This is a genomic window from Nocardia sp. CDC153 (genome assembly GCF_035818515.1).
Taxonomy (GTDB): Bacteria; Actinomycetota; Actinomycetes; order Mycobacteriales; family Mycobacteriaceae; genus Nocardia.
In genome coordinates, this window is sequence record NZ_JAYKYU010000003.1 from 1,146,864 (window position 1) to 1,165,803 (window position 18,940).

22 protein-coding genes and 4 tRNA genes are annotated in these 18,940 nt (G+C 67.7%); 9 read left to right on the plus strand and 17 right to left on the minus strand.

Features of this window, described 5'->3' with window-relative positions:
• Positions 1-19: 19 nt before the first annotated feature.
• Positions 20-316, plus strand: a complete 297-nt coding sequence (locus VMT65_RS21910) for a hypothetical protein (protein WP_326310171.1) — start codon at positions 20-22, stop codon at positions 314-316.
• A gap of 57 nt (positions 317-373) precedes the next feature.
• Here the strand turns inward: VMT65_RS21910 and VMT65_RS21915 are convergent, their stop codons facing one another.
• Positions 374-670, minus strand: a complete 297-nt coding sequence (locus VMT65_RS21915) for a hypothetical protein (protein WP_326310172.1) — start codon at positions 668-670, stop codon at positions 374-376.
• A 168-nt stretch (positions 671-838) separates the two neighbouring features.
• Here VMT65_RS21915 and VMT65_RS21920 point away from each other — a divergent pair, with 168 nt between their 5' ends.
• On the plus strand, positions 839-1,036 hold the full coding sequence (locus tag VMT65_RS21920; protein ID WP_326310173.1) for a hypothetical protein: 198 nt from the start codon (positions 839-841) through the stop codon (positions 1,034-1,036).
• 41 nt (positions 1,037-1,077) lie between these two features.
• On the opposite strand, the gene VMT65_RS21925 is transcribed toward VMT65_RS21920, so the two are convergent.
• Together VMT65_RS21925 and VMT65_RS21930 are read right to left on the minus strand one after the other, a co-directional pair.
• Positions 1,078-1,551 carry an NUDIX domain-containing protein gene (locus VMT65_RS21925; protein ID WP_326310174.1) on the minus strand — a complete coding sequence of 158 codons (474 nt, stop codon included), beginning with the start codon at positions 1,549-1,551 and terminating at the stop codon, positions 1,078-1,080.
• Positions 1,535-2,296 carry an XRE family transcriptional regulator gene (locus VMT65_RS21930; protein ID WP_326310175.1) on the minus strand — a complete coding sequence of 254 codons (762 nt, stop codon included), beginning with the start codon at positions 2,294-2,296 and terminating at the stop codon, positions 1,535-1,537. Before VMT65_RS21930 ends, VMT65_RS21925 begins: the two co-directional genes overlap by 17 nt.
• A 170-nt stretch (positions 2,297-2,466) precedes the next feature.
• Between VMT65_RS21930 and VMT65_RS21935 the strand changes: the two genes are divergently transcribed.
• A complete protein-coding gene (locus VMT65_RS21935; protein ID WP_326310176.1) occupies positions 2,467-2,808 on the plus strand; it encodes a hypothetical protein in 342 nt (113 codons plus the stop codon).
• Positions 2,809-3,274: 466 nt separating this feature from the next.
• Here the strand turns inward: VMT65_RS21935 and VMT65_RS21940 are convergent, their stop codons facing one another.
• The 4 genes from VMT65_RS21940 to VMT65_RS21955 all read right to left on the minus strand — a co-directional run bounded on the left by VMT65_RS21940 (position 3,275) and on the right by VMT65_RS21955 (position 6,502).
• Entirely contained in the window at positions 3,275-3,991 is a 717-nt protein-coding gene (locus VMT65_RS21940) for a maleylpyruvate isomerase family mycothiol-dependent enzyme (protein WP_326310177.1), read from the minus strand.
• A 27-nt stretch (positions 3,992-4,018) separates the two neighbouring features.
• Positions 4,019-4,678, minus strand: a complete 660-nt coding sequence (locus VMT65_RS21945; protein ID WP_326310178.1) for a DUF998 domain-containing protein — start codon at positions 4,676-4,678, stop codon at positions 4,019-4,021.
• Positions 4,679-4,899: 221 nt separating this feature from the next.
• The gene (locus tag VMT65_RS21950) at positions 4,900-5,322 is read right to left on the minus strand and encodes a very short patch repair endonuclease (protein WP_326310179.1); all 423 of its coding nucleotides are present in this window, start codon (positions 5,320-5,322) and stop codon (positions 4,900-4,902) included.
• Between the two features lie 37 nt (positions 5,323-5,359).
• Positions 5,360-6,502, minus strand: a complete 1,143-nt coding sequence (locus tag VMT65_RS21955) for a DNA cytosine methyltransferase (RefSeq protein WP_326310333.1) — start codon at positions 6,500-6,502, stop codon at positions 5,360-5,362.
• A gap of 275 nt (positions 6,503-6,777) precedes the next feature.
• On the opposite strand from VMT65_RS21955, the gene VMT65_RS21960 reads away from it, so the two are divergent.
• Positions 6,778-7,380, plus strand: coding sequence for a putative glycolipid-binding domain-containing protein (locus tag VMT65_RS21960; RefSeq protein WP_326310180.1), 603 nt, complete (start codon positions 6,778-6,780; stop codon positions 7,378-7,380).
• Here VMT65_RS21960 and VMT65_RS21965 read toward each other — a convergent pair.
• Positions 7,377-8,327 (minus strand): prephenate dehydrogenase, encoded by a 951-nt coding sequence (locus VMT65_RS21965; protein ID WP_326310181.1) that lies wholly within the window; start codon positions 8,325-8,327, stop codon positions 7,377-7,379. The genes VMT65_RS21960 and VMT65_RS21965 overlap by 4 nt on opposite strands.
• 58 nt (positions 8,328-8,385) lie before the next feature.
• On the opposite strand from VMT65_RS21965, the gene VMT65_RS21970 reads away from it, so the two are divergent.
• The 3 genes from VMT65_RS21970 to VMT65_RS21980 all read left to right on the plus strand — a co-directional run bounded on the left by VMT65_RS21970 (position 8,386) and on the right by VMT65_RS21980 (position 9,544).
• Positions 8,386-8,925, plus strand: coding sequence for a tRNA adenosine deaminase-associated protein (locus tag VMT65_RS21970; RefSeq protein WP_326310182.1), 540 nt, complete (start codon positions 8,386-8,388; stop codon positions 8,923-8,925).
• Positions 8,926-8,963: 38 nt separating this feature from the next.
• A complete protein-coding gene (locus VMT65_RS21975; protein WP_326310334.1) occupies positions 8,964-9,401 on the plus strand; it encodes a nucleoside deaminase in 438 nt (145 codons plus the stop codon).
• 55 nt (positions 9,402-9,456) lie between these two features.
• Positions 9,457-9,544, plus strand: a tRNA-Ser gene (locus VMT65_RS21980).
• 282 nt (positions 9,545-9,826) lie between these two features.
• On the opposite strand, the gene VMT65_RS21985 is transcribed toward VMT65_RS21980, so the two are convergent.
• The 3 genes from VMT65_RS21985 to VMT65_RS21995 form a co-directional block, all read right to left on the minus strand.
• Positions 9,827-9,899: transfer RNA gene (locus VMT65_RS21985), tRNA-Arg, on the minus strand.
• 36 nt (positions 9,900-9,935) lie between these two features.
• Positions 9,936-10,025: transfer RNA gene (locus tag VMT65_RS21990), tRNA-Ser, on the minus strand.
• 88 nt (positions 10,026-10,113) lie between these two features.
• Positions 10,114-10,806, minus strand: coding sequence for a dienelactone hydrolase family protein (locus VMT65_RS21995; protein ID WP_326310183.1), 693 nt, complete (start codon positions 10,804-10,806; stop codon positions 10,114-10,116).
• Between the two features lie 176 nt (positions 10,807-10,982).
• On the opposite strand from VMT65_RS21995, the gene hisC reads away from it, so the two are divergent.
• A complete protein-coding gene (hisC, locus tag VMT65_RS22000) occupies positions 10,983-12,062 on the plus strand; it encodes a histidinol-phosphate transaminase (protein ID WP_326310184.1) in 1,080 nt (359 codons plus the stop codon).
• Between the two features lie 28 nt (positions 12,063-12,090).
• On the opposite strand, the gene VMT65_RS22005 is transcribed toward hisC, so the two are convergent.
• The 5 genes from VMT65_RS22005 to VMT65_RS22025 all read right to left on the minus strand — a co-directional run bounded on the left by VMT65_RS22005 (position 12,091) and on the right by VMT65_RS22025 (position 16,190).
• Positions 12,091-13,137 (minus strand): alpha/beta hydrolase, encoded by a 1,047-nt coding sequence (locus VMT65_RS22005; protein WP_326310185.1) that lies wholly within the window; start codon positions 13,135-13,137, stop codon positions 12,091-12,093.
• A 51-nt stretch (positions 13,138-13,188) separates the two neighbouring features.
• Positions 13,189-14,220: a HoxN/HupN/NixA family nickel/cobalt transporter gene (locus tag VMT65_RS22010; RefSeq protein ID WP_326310335.1), complete on the minus strand. Its 1,032-nt coding sequence runs from the start codon at positions 14,218-14,220 to the stop codon at positions 13,189-13,191.
• Positions 14,221-14,265: 45 nt separating this feature from the next.
• Positions 14,266-14,353 (minus strand) — tRNA-Ser (locus VMT65_RS22015).
• A gap of 34 nt (positions 14,354-14,387) precedes the next feature.
• The gene (locus tag VMT65_RS22020; protein WP_326310336.1) at positions 14,388-14,801 is read right to left on the minus strand and encodes a MarR family winged helix-turn-helix transcriptional regulator; all 414 of its coding nucleotides are present in this window, start codon (positions 14,799-14,801) and stop codon (positions 14,388-14,390) included.
• A gap of 210 nt (positions 14,802-15,011) precedes the next feature.
• A complete protein-coding gene (locus VMT65_RS22025; RefSeq protein ID WP_326310186.1) occupies positions 15,012-16,190 on the minus strand; it encodes a lactate 2-monooxygenase in 1,179 nt (392 codons plus the stop codon).
• A 322-nt stretch (positions 16,191-16,512) separates the two neighbouring features.
• Here VMT65_RS22025 and VMT65_RS22030 point away from each other — a divergent pair, with 322 nt between their 5' ends.
• Entirely contained in the window at positions 16,513-17,499 is a 987-nt protein-coding gene (locus tag VMT65_RS22030; RefSeq protein WP_326310187.1) for an NAD(P)H-quinone oxidoreductase, read from the plus strand.
• Positions 17,500-17,512: 13 nt separating this feature from the next.
• Here the strand turns inward: VMT65_RS22030 and VMT65_RS22035 are convergent, their stop codons facing one another.
• A complete protein-coding gene (locus VMT65_RS22035) occupies positions 17,513-18,718 on the minus strand; it encodes a cysteine desulfurase-like protein (RefSeq protein WP_326310188.1) in 1,206 nt (401 codons plus the stop codon).
• Positions 18,719-18,940 lie beyond the last annotated feature (222 nt).

Here is an 18,940-nt window from a genome sequence, read left to right on the forward strand (position 1 = left end):
AAACCGCTAAGCTCCCGAAATGATCGCTCGCATCTGGCGCGGAGTGATCCGCGCAACCGACCTCGACCCCTACGTCACCTACATCCAGAACACCGGAATCAAGGAATACAAACAGACTCCGGGAAACCAGGGCGCCTGGATGCTCACCCGCCTCGACGGCGACAAAGCCGAAATCATCACCCTCAGCTTCTGGGATTCCTACGCCTCCATCGAAGGCTTCGCCGGCCCCGACCTCGAAAAAGCCGTCTACTACCCCGAAGACGACCACTACCTCCTCGACCGCCCCGAAAAGGTCCTCCACTACGAAATCACCTGAGCGCCAGCGATCTCCATCTGACTACGGATCAGAAGGTTGGGAGTTCGAGCGACCGGATCAATAGCGCCAGCCGGGCTTCACTGGCGGAACGAACCTCGGCGGTGGTGGCGGAGTGCCGACATATCGGAAGCTGCCAAACAAGTCCCGAGCGGCGGTGAAGGCTTCGGATTCGGTCATGACGCGGCCGTAGAGTATCGGCCCGAGTTCGATCAGTCGGTACGCGAAGTTGGGCGAGTTGAACAACTCAGCGGTCTCCTCGTCGGCGTACCACTGCCCGTCGGCGAACCGCACCCACCGTTCCGCGTGACGGTATCGCCAAATCACCCACTTGTTGCGTGGCGCTGTGGTGTCCACAGACTGAATCTAACGGAATCCGATGATATGACATGGATTTGCGGGTTGGGCTCAGGCGGGCACGACGCCTACGCTTTGCCGACGACGTGGGCCAAAACCAACTCGTCGCCCGACGCGGTTGATGAGATCCCGGTTCCATGGCGTGCCAGAGCGTGGCAGGGTGTATCTATGCCTGCCCCGGAGATGTCGCCCACCGAGGTCAGTGTGCGTCAATTCGTCAACGACTCCGGTGCGCAGCACCGGTTTGTTCACACCGGTCAAGCCCAGGCGATGTTCGCTACCGCACCCACGCTGGACTACGAGGAATTGCGGCGCGATCTGGATACGCCTGTCACCGACGAGCTGGCCGAGGACCCGATCAGCTGACCGGACAGTCCTGTGACGAACCGAAGCCGCGTGGCGACCGTTTAGCCCAGCCACGGGAGGTTCGAGCCATCTTGATAATGCTGGAGCCGCAGGCGGACGGTTGGATGCACCGGCAGATCCTCCAGCTCCTCGAGGGAGACGAAGCGGACCTCGGTGGACTCGTGTGACACCTGGATTTCGCCACCGACCACCCGGCCGTTGTAGACGATCGCGAACTCCTGCCGGACCTCGCCGTCGGAGTATTCGATCACGTGGTCTGGATCGGTGTAGATGCCGAGAAGCCCTGTGATCTCGATGTCCAACCCAGTTTCCTCTCGGGTTTCGCGAATCACACAGTCTTCGAGAGTCTCCCCCACCTCCATGATCCCGCCCGGCAATGACCAGTTGCCGGAGTCACCACGCCGTTGCATGAGCACGCGGCCAGCTTCGTCGACAACCAAGGCCGACCCGCCGGGCTTCAGCGAGTTGGGCTTGGGTGCATCTGGATCTTTGTAGTAGTCACGCCGTGAGCCCATGGTGTTCCTCTGTGCCGTACGGGGTTACGGTTCCCCATATTTGCTCGAACTGGTCTGAAAACGACTCGAAAATCCCGTGTGGAGACAACTTCCGCAGGTGCAGAGCGGTGTGCTGGTAGCCCCGGGCCCGGAACAGGTACGGGGTAACAATCATCTCGGAGTCGAACCGAAACACCGAGTTGTACAAATGCGTGGCGTGAAGCCCGACAGTGCAGCCCGGGGTTTCTGCAAGCGGTCCCAGCATCGACAACGCGTTGCGTATCCGGCCGGGCAGGGTTCCGCCCATCTGCTCCAGCGCATCCCTTTCCATGACGTGGGGGCAGTCAGGGTCGGCGAACCCGAGCCTTACCACAGCGCCCGCCTCGCACTTGGCTGCGATCAATTCGGAAGCGTTCGGCAGCAACTCGAATACAAACGGGTACGCGTACCCGATGATGTCGATTCGTTCAGTCGCCTTGTGAATCAACGACACCCAGAGATCGTTCGGTATGTCTGCCCGGTGCGCGTATGCACCCAAGACTTCCGCGGTCGCTGGTGCTCCTGCTTGAATGTCCGGCCGAGCAGACGGCCACAATGACTCCTCGGTCTCGCCGAGTGCCAAGGCAACCTCCAAGCGGGTGCGTCGATGCGGCACCCGTCCCGCGAGCCAACGGTTGACGGTCTTCACGTCCACCTTGACCGCAGTAGCCAGCCGGGCTGAGTCGAACCCTGCTCGGAGCATCGCGGACTCCAGACGCTGAGTCATGCCAGAACCCTACGTGCATTTCGGGGACACGCAGGACGTTTGAAGTGTCTTCGGAAGCGTCCTTGACACAGTTCTGGCGTCCCCACGCGGTCCCTAACTTCGGATGTGGCGCTCGGGGCCGACGCAGTCAACTCCCCCGAGCTGCCACACCACTGAAGCAAGGGGCAGTCGTGACCGACGAACCAGAAGAAGCGCAGGCCACACCACGTACGCGGCTGTTCCAGTTTCCCGGTGGCGTACTGGAACTCCAGAGCGCCGGAGACGGCTCCGAGGACTGCTCCGGGTTCTACCTAGAGATTCACGGCCACATCGCACTCGACGGACATGAGGACAGAGAGGCTGTAATGCGTTACAAGCCAACGGCCTTGGGCTATCTCAGAACCGATGTGTCTGGGATTGCTCAGCTATGGGACGAGAGCCAGGTGCGGAAAATGGCGACACGACTCGGGTATGACTTTGCTGCGCTTGTTATCTATGACCCGCAACCAAACGTCCGCCGCTTGCCCGTTTGAAGGCGCAAGCCACCCGCCTGGACGCTGAGGCCGTCATTGTTCCCGGCCCTCAGCACTTTGAAGGCGGCCAGGTTCCCGACGCACTGGTCAAGCAGTTGGACGTCATCACCTGCCATCCAGAGGAGACCTACGCGCGCAGGGCAACGCCTCCACTCCGAGACCTCCCGCCCGCTGAAGCGAACGGAGCCTAGGCAACCCCGTACGTGTAGCTATGCGGCGTCGGCGATCTGATAGAGCGTTTCGCCAGCCGCGTCGATCCGAATCAGCGTGCCGGACTCAGTGATTTCGAGCCGAAGGGTCCAGGTATCCGAATCACCGGCGCTGTTCGTCAATGAGTTCGCTGACGACACCCTTCCCGCGATTGGGAGTTGTCGGATGGATGGGCATTGGTGCCGGTTGCTTCTTCATGCGGGCCGCCTGGATGCGTCCTTCGGCCACTAGCTGCTCGAGTTGCATGGGTTCTTCGCTACTTCCAGGCGGCGAGGTTGGGGAGGGTGCCGGTGAGGTCGGTGCCGGGGGAGCGGCCGATGAGCCAGGCGGCCAGGGAGGTGGCGGGGCCGGAGATTGTGGTGGTGGGGGTGCCTACCGTGCCGGTGTAGTCGGTGTCGGTGGCCACGACCGTGAAGCCCGCGCCGTCTTCGGGTTTGACCTCGGTGACCGATTGGGCCAGGAGGCGGGCGGTGAAGTCGGGGGACCAGTCGGCGGGGGTGTAGTCGAGGGCGAGGTCGACGTGGTGGATTTCGACCTCGAGCAGGCGCATCCAGGGGACGCGGGTGGCGGGGATTTCGCCGCCCTGGCGGTTGCGGACGAGGGCGGGCCAGCGGTCGTCGGGCATGACGCGGGCGAGGGCGAGCCAGCGTTCGTGGGAGGCGGTGAGGTCCTCGAGTTGCTCGCGCAGGGGGCGCGGTGCGCCGGATTCGATATCGGCCTCGCGCAGGTATTGGCTTGCGTACTGCGGGGTTTCGATGCCGGTGCGGGCCCACAGCAGCAGGTTCACGAGGCTGTCGGCATTGCGGGACAGGTGGGCCAGCACGTGGCCGCGGGTCCAGCCGGGGAGCAGGGAGGGCTCGACCAGGTCGGCGTCCGTCAGGGCGGCGACCGCGGGAATCAGGCGGTCGGTCGCGGCGGCGACGGAGTCGAGCAGGGCGGCGGTGTCGGCGAGTTGCGGGGCGTCGCTGGTCACGAATTCGACCCTAACCGTTTCGGGCGGTCAGTGGCCGGACGACGAGGTGGTGTGCCGATGCTTGGCCGGGAGCCCGGAATCGCGTTCGGCGACAACGATTTGCACCGCCAGCGCCACCAGCCACAGCGACATGGCCCCGACCTGGATGCGTTGCGCGATGCCGAGACCGTAGTTGCCCGGCAGGTTGTCGGCGATCAACATCCAGGCCGTCACCGCGGAACCGATGATGAGAATCCACAGACCGGTGTGCCGCAGGATCGGCCAGCGCCGGTATTTGAACGCCGCCACGGTGAACGCGATCATGGCGATGTAGATGGAGAACACCGCCAGGGTGCTGGTCAGCGCGTGAATCTGATGCAGCTGCGGGAACAGCCCGGTATCCACATAGCGCTTGGGCCCGTCCGGATCCTCCGGCACGATGGGCCATTGCGCGTCCGCGATGGTGGCGGCCCCGAAGCAGACCAGCGCCACCCAGCCGATGGTCGAGTAGAGCCGCCGCGAGAACAGCAGCAGCCCACCCAGTCCCGCCACCACCAGCAGCGAACCGGACACGGTGTCGCCGGTGGTGAACACCCACCGGAACGGCGCGCCCTTCTCGGCCAGCTGGCTGAGGAAGGTATTGGTGGGGTCGCTGTGAATGGGGAGGATGAATTCCAGAACCCAGGAGGAGTAACCGAATCCGGCCACCGCGATCAAGATCGCGATAAGCCATCGCAGGGCCCGTCGCCATCGCGGCTGGAGCGGTGGTGCGCTCGGAGCCGCCTCGGCTAGTTTCTGCTCGGTTGGCATTACCGCGCTCGCTTTCGCTGGCCTCGCTTACTCGTACTGCCCTGCCCGCAGTTGACCTGTCCGGACTGGTCGGCTGGTCCGGTCGTAGGACCATTGTCGCGCATTACGAAACATGGTTGTCACACGCCGCGCGTCAACGCCCGCAGCACCAGGTCGGCCGCCGATTCCGCGTCCTGGTGCTCCCACACCCGCACCACGGTCCAGCCGGCCGCCGTCAGCCGGGCATCGGTATCCCGATCCCGCGCCACATTTCCCGCCAACTTCGCGGCCCACCACTCGGCATTGTTCTTCGGGTGGGTCGCGTGCTCGGGACAGCTGTGCCAGAAGCATCCATCCACGTACACCGCCACCTTCAACCGGGGAAACACCAGGTCGGCCCGCCGACGCAAACCCGGCAGCGGTGCCCTGTCCACGAAGAACCGTTTTCCACGTCGATGCAATTCCCGCCGCAAGGCCAGTTCCGGCTTCGTCCCGACCCGACGCTGCCGGGCCAGGCGCGCACTGGTCGCGGCATCGGTCCCCGGTCGCCGCGCATCCGCCATCAGGCCATCCTGGCCATGCCCCGAAGCCCGGGCAAGGTCAGGCCGCCTCGCGCGGCGCTCCGCCCATCCGCTCGAGATGGTTGGCGACATCGTCGAGGAAGCCCTCCGGGAAGCGCAGCGACCCCATGCCGGTGCGGCGCAGGAATCCGGCGGTCGCCCGCGCCGACAGCAGCCGGGAATCGTCGAGGAACCAGCGCAGGTCCTCGTAGGGCGCGTGAACGGGCCAGGTGGACACCGGAACCCGATGCACCTCCCCGCGGTGCCCCCACGCGGCCGTCGGCCAGCTGCGGCGGGTCAGGGGTGCGCCGTCCGGAACCGGATCATCGGACGGATGGGTGATCCGCTCGGCGATCCAGGACGCCATGCGCACGCTCACCGCATTGCCGACCAGCTTCCACCGATGCCCCTTGCGCACCCCCGGCACCGCCAAAGCCGGTGTGGTCCAATCCCGATCGAAGCCCTGCAGCCGCTCGGCATCGGTGATGCCCGGCGTGACCAGCTCACCCGAGGGCAGCCGCACCGCGGGCGGGCTCGCAATGCCAAGGGCCGAACCGCCTTTCAGCGTCGGCACCGCGTTCACCGCCCAGCCCAGACCGCGGGTGCCCTCGGTCCAGTAGAAGCCGCACGGATCGTGCGCGGGATCGCCCACCTCGCGCGGCCCGGCATCGGTCCCGAACAGCACCGGCCGCGGATCCTCGGTGCGCGAGGCCAACATGAGCACTCGCTCCCGGCGCTGCGGCAGCCCGAAGGCGCGCGCGTCCACCACCCGATAGGCCCAGGTGTAGCCGAGTTCGGTGAGCGCGTCGGTGATGTGCCGCATGGCCGCGCCGCCCCCGAGCTGCAGCATGAACGGCACATTCTCGATGAGCAGCCAGCGCGGCCCCTTCTTGCGTTTGACCAGCCGGAACACCTCGTCCACCAAACCCGAACGGGCACCGGTGATTCCGGCCGTGCGCCCGGCCTGCGACAGGTCCTGGCAGGGGAAGCCCGCCGCGACCAGCTCGGTTCCGGACGGCAGCGCACGCAGTTTGGTCACGTCGGAATGCAAAGGCACGTCCGGGAAGTGCGCCGCCAGCACCGCCTGCGCCCCGGAGTCGATCTCGCACAGCAGTTCACTGCGCCACCCGTGCGCCGCGAGCCCGAGCTCCAGCCCGCCGATCCCGGCGAACAGGCCGACCATCCGCGCGCCCGTCACAACAGTCCCTTTCACCCCGGAGTCCCCGTGCCGCAGAGCACGTTACTCGAGTCCCCGCACCGCCATCGTGATCAACACCGTTCCACAGGTCCGCGCCAGAGCCGACGGCTATCACTCGGACGGGTGATCACCGCGCGATGGCGTGGGGAAACGCCGAGAACAGGCCCGCACCATTGCATGTTGATCACGATGTCACGCACGCACAGTGATACCGGCCGGGTAGCGCGGACGCGAGCACACCGGCAACTACGGTTATAGGCGTGACGGATAACGGGAGTGAGGACGCCAAGCCGGGCGCACCGCGGTGGCCTGCCATTCTCACCTGGCGGTCGCACAACGCGTCGCGGATGGAATCGGTGCGGGTGGTGCTGAGCGGCAATCGGATTCGCGCAGCGGGCCGCATCATCGCCGGGGATTGCGACGATCACCCGGCCTTCAGCGCCTCCTACGACCTGGTCACCGACGAGTCCGGGGTCACCAAGCGGCTGTCGCTGCGCAGCACCCTGGCCACCGGCGAGCGCCACGCCTCCATCGCCCGCGACGAGGAGGACTACTGGCTCATCGACGCCGGAAACACCCACGTGCGCTCCACCTTCGGCGGCGCGCTGGACGTGGACGTGGTGTTGAGCCCGTTCTTCAATACCCTCCCGATCCGCCGCTACGGCCTGGCGCACGCCAGTGAGGACGTGCAGGTCCCGGTCGTCTACGTCCGCCTGCCCGACCTGCTGGTCCAGGAAGCCAGCCTCACCTACAGCAGCGGCCCCGACGGCATCCACGTTCTCTCGCCCGTCTCCAGCGCCACCGTCACCGTCGATGAGGACGGCTTCCTGCTCGATTACCCCGGCCTGGCCGAACGGATCTAGTCCAGGGAGTTGAGGACGCCGCCGGAGCGTCCGGCGTCGATGAGTTTGGTGAGCCAGTTGTGCTCGCCGGGGGTGACGTCGGTGATGAACCAGCGCTCGTTGTCGTCGTAGTCGGTGCGGGCGTCGTGGCCCGCTTCCACCAGTTCGGTGATGGTGCCGTTGGCGCGCAGGCTGTCGCGGGCCTGGGTGAGGACCTCGAGGGTGTCGTCGAGGACGTCCAGCAGGGCCGCGGCATTCGGTTCGCAGATGGCGCGGACCAGGTCGGGGGCGGTCGCCGCGACCCGGGTGCCGTCCCGGAAGGAACCCGCCGCCAGTCCGAGGGCCAGCGCGCCGCCATTGGAGCCCTCGATGGCCAGGGCTTCCGCCAAGACATGGGGCAGATGCGAGATGCGCGCCACCGCGCGGTCGTGTTCCACGGCCAGCACCGGCACCACCACCGCGCCGCAGTCCAATGCCAGCTGCGCGACACGCCGGAAGGGGTCGGCGCGCACACCCGGGTCCACGCTGACCGCCCAGGCCGCGTTCTTGAACAGATCGGGAGCCGATGCCGCCCAACCGGATTCGCTGGTCCCGGCCATCGGGTGCCCGCCCACGTAGTGCTGGCCGAGGCCGTGGCGCTGCACGGCCGCGGCGACCGGGGCTTTCACGCTCACCACGTCGGTGAGCACACAGTCGGGTGCGAAGGTCTTCACGTCGGAGAGCACCGCGTCGATGGCGGGCATCGGCACGCCGACCACGATCAGCGCGTCGCGTTCGGCGGCCCGGGACAGCACCGCCTCCACATCGCTGATCACGTCGTATCCGTCCATGCGAGCGGCCTTCGCGCCGACCTCGGAGCGGTTGTAGCCGAACGCCTCGTACCCGGCCGCGGCGGCGGCGCGCAGCACCGATCCGCCGATCAAACCGGTACCCAGGACGCACACAGCTGGTTTCGGAGAGCCCGTCATGCGATCAGATTGGCATACGACTTCAACATTTCCCCCGAAGCGGACTACCGTTGCGGCCATGGCAGCACAGCGCTCGAGCACGAACAGGGCGGCGTCGGACGACTTCGACGACGTGGAAGGGTTCGCAGTGGCGGTTGTCCGCGAGGAAGCCAACTGGAAAGTGACGCCCCTGAGCGAGGCGGCACTGTCCAGTCTGTCCGCGGCCGAGCACGAGTTGCGCGCGCTGCGAAGTTCCGGCGCGACATTCGGCCTGCTCGACGTCGACGACGAATTCTTCATCATTCTGCGCCCGGGCCCGACCGGCAGCCGCATCCTGCTGTCGGACGCCACGGCCGCCATCGACTACGACATCGCCGCCGATGTCCTCGAGGAACTCAATATCGAGATCCCGGACATCGATCCGGACGAGCTCGACGACATCGAACCCTGGGAGGAGGGCGACCTCGGCGTGCTCGCCGATCTCGGCCTGCCCGAACCGGTGCTGGCGGTCATCCTCGCCGAGACCGACCTCTATCCGGACGAGCAGCTCGGCATGATCGCCCAGCGCCTCGGCTTCGCCAACGAGCTCTCCGCGGTCCTGGACAAGCTCCCGCGTTGACCGGCGCGCTCGCCGGTTCGCTCGCTGCCGACGAGGCCATGATGCGGGCCGCGATCGAAGCCGCGCGCGCCGCCGACCCGCGCGACGTCCCCGTCGGCGCGGTCGTCTTCGACGCCGAGGGCCGCGAGCTGGCGCGTGCCGCCAATGCCCGTGAGGCCCTGGGTGATCCGACCGCCCACGCGGAGGTCCTGGCCCTGCGCGCGGCGGCACAGCGTATGGGCGACGGCTGGCGCCTGGAGGGTGCGACCCTCGCCGTCACCCTCGAGCCGTGCACCATGTGCGCGGGCGCCCTGGTCCTCTCCCGCGTCTCCCGCCTCGTCTTCGGCGCCTGGGAACCGAAGACCGGCGCGGTCGGCTCCCTCTGGGACGTGGTCCGTGACCGACGTCTCAATCACCGCCCTCAGGTCCGCGCGGGCGTCCTCGAACCCGAATGCGCCGCTCTCCTGGCCGATTTCTTCGATTCCCACCGCCCCTAGCCGCCCTCTCCAGGCGATTTCTGATTCCTCGGGGTGCTCAGGTAAAGTCACCACCGGTGGCGTGTCCGAGCGGCCTAAGGAGCACGCCTCGAAAGCGTGTGAGGGGTAACCCCCCTCCGAGGGTTCAAATCCCTCCGCCACCGCTGAGGAACCCCTCACCTGTTCACACGGGTGAGGGGTTCTTTCTATTTCCCTGCCGCTCAAGTGATTTCGCGGTGGAGGACTCTGTCGCGGTGATTGGGTTGGTGTCCGCGGAGCCCTCTGTGGACATCTGGCGGCCTATGGCCCGGGGCGGAGGGTTCCTAGCCTCGATTCGGTGCCGATTCGGGTCAGCGGCCACGCTGCCCATTGCTGTGCTTCGTGACAGTCGAACGCCAAAAGCTGAGGGCCCCACACCGATTGGTGTGGGGCCCTCAGCTCGAAAGCGCGCCCGGAGAGACTCGAACTCCCAACCTTCTGATCCGTAGTCAGATGCTCTATCCGTTGAGCTACGGGCGCAAGCTTATTCATATGTTCACCCGGCGTGCCGGGTGGTGGCGGAGGCGAGAGGATTTGAACCTCCGGTCCCCGTGAAGGGACAACTCATTAGCAGTGAGTCCCATTCGGCCGCTCTGGCACGCCTCCTGGTGCCCCTCTTCGAGGGCGCCGGTTCCTTTCGAACCGCCGGGACAGAAGATTACACAGCGGGTGACCAATAGGCCAAATCGGCTGGTCAGCGTAGGTGGGAGTCGAACCATTCATAGATTCTGGTCTGGGCGTCGAGGACGGAGATGTCATCGAGGGCCGCGGGGTCGAAGCCGGGGTGGTCGGGGCGGTGGTGCAGGCCCGGATAGGTGACGACGAGGGTGGCGACGTCGGCCTGGGCGGCGGCCTCGCGCAGGCGGTCGACCTGATCGGGCGGGGTGAGGGGGTCGTCCTCGCCGAAGAGGCCGAGCCAGGGGGCCTGGAAGGCGGGGGCCGCGGTGAGCAGGGCGACGGCTTGCGGGGTCAGGGGTTTGTCGATGCCGGGGGCGGCGACGCTGACGGCCGCGCCGATGCGGCGGTTGGTGGCGACCAGGGCGGCGGCGGTGCCGGCGGAGTCGAAGCCGAGGACGCCGATGCAGTCGCGGAAGACGCCGTGCGCGGTGAGCCAGTCGAAGCAGGCGTCGAAGTCCTCGAAGAGATCGTCGCCGAAGACTCGGTCGGGCGCGTTGCCGTTGGTGGGTCGGTGGAAGAGATCGGGGGCCAGGACGGTCCAGCCATCCGCGGCGAGCGCGTGCATGAGTTCCAGCAATGGCTCGGTGAATTCACGGGATTCGTGCAACACCACGATGCCGCCGCGGGCGTGTCCCTCGGGTTCGAGCACGGTGAGCGGGACCGTGGTCGTGTCGTGCACAGGGGCGTGTTCTCGATAGATGCCCGACATAGGGCCACTGTAGTTGCGCTAGGTAAAAACGCGATAAATCTTTCGGGCGGTCCGGTATTCCGGAGATATTCCGGCCGAGCACCATTCGAGCAAGCCGAGCACCGTTCGCGCGCACCGGGCGGCCGACCGGAGCCACCCCGCGGCGACCCGGCCCGGCCGGGACTTAGGGTAGAGGGGTGAGTGCGCACATTCGCCCGGACCTCGATGCCATCCCGGCGTACGTCGCCGGGAAAACCCACCCCGGCGCGGTGAAGTTGGCCAGCAACGAGACCACCTTCCCGCCGCTGCCGTCGGTGGCCAAGGCCATTGCCGAGGCGGTCGAGCTGTCGAACCGGTACCCGGACAACCACGCCGTCGAATTGCGCGGCGCCATCGCGGATTTCGTCGGTGTCGAGATCGAGAACGTGGCGGCCGGGTGCGGCAGTGTCGCGCTGTGCCAGGAGCTGGTGCAGATCACCTGCCGCCATCCCGAGGACGAGGTGCTGTTCGCGTGGCGCTCGTTCGAGGCGTACCCGATCGTCACGCGGGTGGCGGGCGCGAAGGCCGTGCAGGTGCCGCTGGACGACGAATTCGCCCATGATCTGGACGCTTTGGCGGCGGCCATCACGCCGCGCACCCGGGTGGTGTTCGTGTGCAACCCGAACAATCCGACCGGTACCGCGCGCGGGCGGGCCGAGATCGTCGAGTTCCTGGACCAGGTGCCCGGCGATGTCCTGGTGGTGCTCGACGAGGCGTACTTCGAGTACCTGCGCATTCCCGCCGAGGACTTCCCCAATGGCGTCGAGCTGGGCCGCACCCGGCCGAATGTGCTGGTGCTGCGCACGTTTTCGAAGGCGTACGGGCTGGCGGGGCTGCGCGTCGGGTACGCGGTGGGCGCGCCCGAGGTGATCACCGCGCTCATGAAGGTGCACATCCCGTTCAGCGTGAGCCGGGTGGCGCAGGCGGCGGCCATCGCCTCGCTGGAGGCGCGGCACGAACTGCTCGAGCGCACCGACGCGGTGGTGGCCGAACGCGACCGCATGCGGGAGGCGCTGCTCGCGGCGGGTTACCGGGTGCCGGTGAGCCACTCCAATTTCGTGTGGCTGCCGCTGGGTGAGCGCAGCGCCGAATACGGTGCCGCCAGCACCGAGGCCGGGGTGATCCTGCGGCCCTACGGCACCGATGGCGTCCGCGTCACCGCGGGCGACCCGCACGAGAACGACGCGTTCCTGCGCTTCGCCACCGATCCGGAGATCCTCGCACGCTTCCTGGGCTGACGCGCCCGGCGATATCGCTCGCGAGCCGTCACTCGAGGCCGAGTCCGGCGGCCACGGTCGGCCAGGAGCGGGGCAGTTCGTCGGCCCAGTAGGGCCAGGAGTGCGTTCCGGTGGGTCGGCGGTGCACGGTTGCCGGGATGCCCAATTGCGTGAGCCGGTCGGCCAATTGGCGGGTGCACATATCGGATCCCGCCTCGATGGGCCCGCCGAACAGGACCGCGTTGCGCAGGTCCGGGTTGCCCGGGGTGTCGTGCTCGCCGGGCAGACCGCTGCCGGAGGACAGATAGACGGCCTTGCCGCGCAAGGCTTCCGCGTGGGCCAGCACATCGTGGTCGGCCCACTCCGGGTCGTCGGCGGGCCCGAACATATTGTCGGGATCGCCACCGAAGGTGCCGATCACCGCGCGAGCCTGCGCCTGGCCGAAGTCGGAACTCATTGCGTAGCAGCCGCTGTGGGCCGCCACCGCGCGATAGACGTCCGGATTGCGGGTGGCCAGCATCATGGCGGCCTCCGCGCCCATGGAGACGCCCTCGAGGCCGTTGCGGCCGTCACCGCCGAAGCGGGCGTCGAGGAGCGGCGGCAGTTCCCGGGTCAGGAAGGTCTCCCAGCGATTGGTGCCGAGCTTGGGATCGCCGTGCCGCCAATCGGTGTAGTAGCTGGCGGGGCCGCCGAGGGTGAAGACCACGTTCACGTTCTTGTCGGCGAAGAAGCGCAGCGCGTCGCCGCGAGCGGTCCAATTGTTGACCTCGGCCGCGGCGCTGCGGCCGTCGAGCATGTAGACGGTGGGCCGGGGTGCGTCACGGTGGCTCGGGAGCAGCACCTGCACCTCGACGGTGCGGCCCATGGCCGGGGAGGCCACGGCGACGCCGAAGAGGTTGCCGGACAGGGGTTCCACGCGTTCGATGCGGGCCTGGGCGGGGTGCACGGGGTCCACGCCGGGCGCGGACTGCTCGTTGGAGCCGGTCTCGACGGGCGGATCCGCCGGGGCGAGTGGGGCTTCGGCGACGGTCGCGCCGAGCACTATCGCGGCACCGGCGAGGGCACCGAGGAGGCGTCGTGCACTGCGGCTGGCCACTCACCCACATTTACCAGAAAATCGCCACCCGGCGGCGGGCGCGATCAGCCGTCACTCGGCGAGGAGGTCGCGCTCCCAACGACTCTCGATATCGGTGAAGCGCCACACCGCCAGCGCCACCGCCCACGTGAGCACGAACAGTCCGACGATCAGGTAGCCCAGGCGGCCCAGATCCAGATTCCCGATCCAGGCCACGAAACCCGTGGTGATGGACAGCTTTTCGACGAAGATCGAGACGATCTCTTGCACGCCGATGAGCAGCGCCACGGCCACAGACAGGCCCGTGATGATCAAGTTGTAGTAGATCTTGCGAACCGGCCGCGCGAAGGCCCAGTCGTAGGCGTAGCTCATGAACGCCCCGTCGAGCGCGTCGAACAGCGCCATGCCCGCCGAAAACAGCAGGGGCAGCACCAGAATCGCGTACCAGGGCAGTCCGGTGGCGGCCGCGCCGCCCGCGATGACCAGCAGACCCACCTCGGTGACGGTGTCGAAGCCGAGGCCGAACAGCAGCCCGACCGGATACATCTGCCACGGCTTGCGCACGAGTTTCATGACGGGCCCGAGCATTCGGTTGAGCAGGCCGCGATCCGCGAGCGCCCGCTCCAGCGACGCCTCGTCGAAGTCGCCGCCGCGCATGCGCCGGTACACCCGCCAAATGCCCAGCAGCGACACCAGATTCAGCAGACCGATGGCGATCAGGAACCCGCCGGAGACGCTGGTCCCCCACAGCCCGGTCCACCGGTGCAGGCCGGAACCCTCGTCCTCGATCGACCCCGCCAGCGCCCGCACCCCGAACGCCAGCAGCGCGACCATGACGAACACGATGCTGGAATGCCCGAGCGCGAACCAGAATCCGACGGTCTGCGACTTCGCACGACCGTTCTCGGACACCAGTTTTCGCGTGGTGTTGTCGATGGCGGCGATATGGTCGGCGTCGAAGGCGTGCCGCATGCCGAGGGTGTAGGCGGTGAGCCCCAGCCCGACCCCGAAGACCGAGCCCTGCACCACGTGTGCGCCGGGCACCACGAACAGCAGCAGCACGCCCCACCCGAGCAGGTGCAGGACCAGCACGGCCAGACCCATTCCGATCCAACCGCGCAAGCCAACACCCCATCGTCGATAAAGAACTGGCGGAAGCGGAGGGATTTGAACCCCCGGTCGCTCTCGCGACGCTCGCTTTCAAGGCGAGTGCATTCGGCCGCTCTGCCACGCTTCCAGGCGCTTGATGGTAGCAGTGTCCACCGTGGGTTTCAGTCGGCCGCCCGGTGGTCGGCGGCCTGGTTCACCAGGTCCAGGGCGGTGGCGACGGCGGCGAGTTGCCCGGGTGTGAGCAGGTCCACGAAGAATCGGCGGACGGCGGCCACGTGGCCGGGCGCCGCGGCGCGTAGTCGGCGCATGCCCTCGTCGGTGAGCTGGGCCAGCACGCCGCGCCCGTCGTCCTCGGCGGCGATGCGGCGGACCATGCCCTGCAGCTCCATGCGGCGGATCTGGTGGGTGAGGCGGCTGCGGGAGGACAGCACGCCGTCGGCGAGATCGCTCATGCGCAGCGCGCGGCCCGGGGCCTCGGACAGTTTCACCAGGATGCGGTAGTCGGCGAAGGACAGGTCGCTGTCGCGCTGCAGCTGCCGGTTGAGATCGGCCATGAGGCGCTGGCTGCCGTCCATGTAGGCCCGCCAGGCGCGCTGCTGTTCGGGGGTGAGCCACCGTGGTTCGGGCGCGGCCCGACCGTCGGTGTCGATGGTCCCCGGCTCACTGTGGTGACGGTACTTGATCGCCCCTCCTCGGTTCGGGAGCCCGGACGAACAGCTCCGCTGCATCCGCGCGATCGAACGGCGCGCCGATTCCCCCACAAGTTTTCCTCCGCGTGGCCGAAACTAAACGCGATACGACGAGATCATGGTGCGACTCAGGTCGTGCGGGCTGGTACAGCCCGAAAGTCCCATGGCCGCATCGAAATCCGCGAGCAGGCTGCGCAGCGCGTGCCGCACGCCGTCGGCCCCGGCCAAGCCCAGACCGTAGACCCAGGGGCGGCCGTAGAGCACGGCCTTGGCGCCCAGGGACAGCGCGATCATGACATCGGAGCCGGTGCGAATCCCGGAGTCGAACAGCACATCCGCGCGATCCCCGACGGTGGCGACAATGGTGGGCAGCGCGTCCAGAGCGCCGATCGCGCCGTCCACCTGGCGGCCGCCGTGATTGCTCACCACCACCGCGTCCGCGCCCGCATCGACCACCTGGCGGGCGTCGTCGGGATGCAGGACGCCCTTCACCGCGATGGGTAACTCGGTCCAGTCGCGCAGGCGGGCGATATCGGCCGGGCGCAGACCGTGATTGCCGAAGAGTCCGATCCAGGTGAGGATGGCCGCCCGCATCGCCTCCGGGCTCTCCTCGGGCGGTGCGGTGAGTTTGGCGCGGAAGACCGGATCGGACAGATAGTTGGCGATGCCCTTGCCGTGCAGGAACGGCAGATGCCCGAGCTGCAGATCGCGCGGCCGCCAACCCAGGCTGGGGGTGTCGGCGGTGACGACAATGGCCTTGGCACCGGACTTTTCGGCGCGTTCGACGAAGGAGCGCGCCAATTCCGCGTCGGCGGGCCAGTAGAGCTGGAACCACCAGTCGCCCGCGCGCTCGCCCACCTCCTCGATGGTGGTGGACGCGGCGGTGGACAGGCACATGCCGATGCCCAGTTCCCGGGTCACCTCGGCGACGATCGCCTCGCCGTGCTCGCGCACCAGGCCGAGCACGCCCACCGGGGCCGTGAGAATCGGTGCGGCCAAATGCGTTCCGAGCACTTCGACCGAAAGATCCCGCGCCCCCGGCCCACTCGCGCCACGCAGGACGCGCGGCAGCAGCCGGTATCTCTCGAAGGCCGCGAGATTGGCGTGCGCGGTGCGTTCGGACGAGGCGCTGCCCGCCACGTAGGCGAAGGCCGCCGGATCCAGCACTTCCCGAGCCCGCTCTTCCAGGCCCGCCGCCGTCATCGGTAGCGACGGGACGCTGCCCGCCAGGCCGGAGAGATAGATCTCGTTCTGGAAATCGACGAAACTGCCCATGCCCCGGAACCGTAATACCTGCGACCCGTGCGCGGAGGGGGTCGAAGTTACTTTCCCCGGACGTAACTTTCGCGCCTACGAATGGGAAATGATCAGCGCTTACGCACCCGGACGAGGGCGCGGGGCGCGTCGTCCGCGACGAATCCGGACAGGGCCATGGCGGTCAGGATGAGCATGCCGCCCAACACGGCCAGGGTGGTGATCATGGAATCTCCTCTCGAATCCCTCCACCCACGGTGACGGCCGATGCTGAGGGGATGCTGTGCCCACACCGAGGGTGGCCTGACAGTAATCGGTGGGGTCCGGTCGTACGCTCGTTTTCATGTATGCGGTGACGCTCGACGGTTTCGGTGGGCCCGAGGTCATGAAGTGGGCGCAGGTGGATGATCTGCCCGCGCCCGGACCGGGCGAAGTGACGATCGATGTGGTGGCCGCGGGGGTGAATCGGGCGGACCTGCTGCAGCGGCAGGGTTTCTACCCGCCGCCGCCCGGCGCCAGCGAGATCCTGGGCCTGGAGGTATCCGGGGTGATCGCGGAAGTCGGTCCGGGCGTGCGGGATTGGCGGCCGGGTGATCCGGTGTGCGCGCTGCTGTCCGGCGGCGGCTACGCCGAGCGCGCCAGCGCGCCCGCGACGCAGCTGCTGCCCGTGCCCGAGGGACTGGATGTGGCCGCGGCGGCCGCGCTGCCGGAGGTGGCGGCCACGGTCTGGTCCAATCTGGTGATGACCGCGGGCCTGCACAGCGGGCAATTGCTGCTGATTCACGGGGGCGGCAGCGGAATCGGCACGCACGCCATTCAGGTGGCGCGGGCGCTGGGCGCGCGGGTCGCGGTCACCGCGGGTTCGCAGTTCAAGCTGGATCGCTGCCGGGAATTGGGCGCGACCGTGCTGATCAATTACCGCGAGCACGATTTCGTGACCACCCTGCACAGCGAATACCCCGGCGCGGACATCATTCTCGACGTGATGGGCGCGGCGTATCTGGAACGCAATGTCGAGGCGCTGGCCGAGGACGGGCACCTGGTGGTGATCGGGATGCAGGGCGGTACGAAGGCGGAATTGAATCTCGGTGTGCTGCTGGGCAAACGGGGTTCGATTCACGCGACGAATCTGCGGCGGCGACCCGAACACGGGCGCGGGTCGAAGGCGGAGATCATCACCGAGCTGCGCCGCCACCTGTGGCCGTTGATCTCCGACGGCACCGTGGTGCCGGTGGTGTCGGCCGAGGTTCCGGTGACCGACGCCGCCGCGGCGCATCGCCTGCTCGATTCCGACGAGACCGTCGGCAAGGTGATCCTGCGGATCGGTTAGGTCGACCGGGCCGTCAGGTCTCCAACGCGGCGAGCGCCCTGCCCAGCTGTTCGATCTCGAATCTCGTTGTGTAGGGCGCGAGTCCGATGGTGACCGCGCCGCCCTCGTCATTGACGCCCAGGGCGTCGAGCAGGCGGCTGCCGCCGTGGGATCCGCTGAGCGTGCCGATGCGGGCGTCGGCGAGCTTGGCGGACACCTTCTCCGCCTGCATGCCCGCGATGGTGAAGCTCACCGTCGGGATGCGGGTGGAGGCACGGCCGATGACGGTCAGGTTGGGGATGGTGTCCAGCACGGCCATCAGATCCTCGAAGAGCTGATCGTGATGGTCCTGCAGGGACGTGATCGACATCTCCAGGCGTTCGCGGCGGGTGCCCTTGGCGCGCTCGTCGAGCGAGGCCAGATAGTCGATCGAGGTGGTGAGACCGGCCAGCAGCGCGTACTGGTGACCGCCGACCTCGAGCCGTTCCGCGCCCTTGGCATAGGGATTCAGCGACATGGACGGAATCCGGTCCAGGAACGCGGGATCGCGGAAGACCAGCGCGCCGATCTGCGGGCCGCCCCAGGCCGGTGCGCTGAGCGCGATCACGTCGGCATTGAGCTCGTCGATGTCGATGAGCGCGTAGGGCGCGGCCCCGAAGCAGTCCGCGACCAGTAAACCGCCGACCTCGTGCACCCGGTCCGCGGCCACGCGCACCGCGGGCGCGGAGCCCACGATGGGTGAGGCGGCGGTCAGCGCCACCAGGCGGGCGGTGGGTCCGATCAGTTCCTCGAACTGCCAGGCGGGCATTTCGCAGGTCTCGATCTCGACCTCGGCCCAGCGCACGTGCGCGCCATAGCGATTCGCGATGCGCAGCCACGGCGCGACATTGGCCTCGTCATCCAGGCGCGACAGCACGATCCCGGTGCCCAGACCCAGCCGGGAGCTCAGCGATTCGGCCAGCCAGGCCAGCAGGACCGCGCGATCCGGTCCGAGCACCACGCCCGCCGGGTCGCCGCCGACCAGATCGGCGACGGCCTCGCGCGCGGCCTCCAGGATCGCGGCGCTGCGCTTGGCCGCGCCGTGCCGGTTGGTATGCGAGAAGGCGGAGGTCCGGAAACCCGTTGAGACGGCCCGGGATACCGAATCCGGGACCAACATGCCCGCTTGCGGGTCGAGGTGGATCCAGCCGTCGCCCAGGGACGGTATAAGGCCCCGCACCCTTGCGACGTCGTAAGTCATGCTGGCCACTCTAAAGGGAGAGGGCACAACTGGGTAACGGTAGGGAGGTAAGCACCTCCGAGGATCCAGGACGACCTGGGCCTACCGCACAAACCGGACGGACGTCTCTGTCCGACCTACCCACGGCTTCGTTCCGGGCGCCGCCCGAGTTACACGTTGGCTCCCGAATGCTTTCGAATGGGGTGGCGCTTAGCGCCCGCGGCGCGGATTCGGCAGGATGGG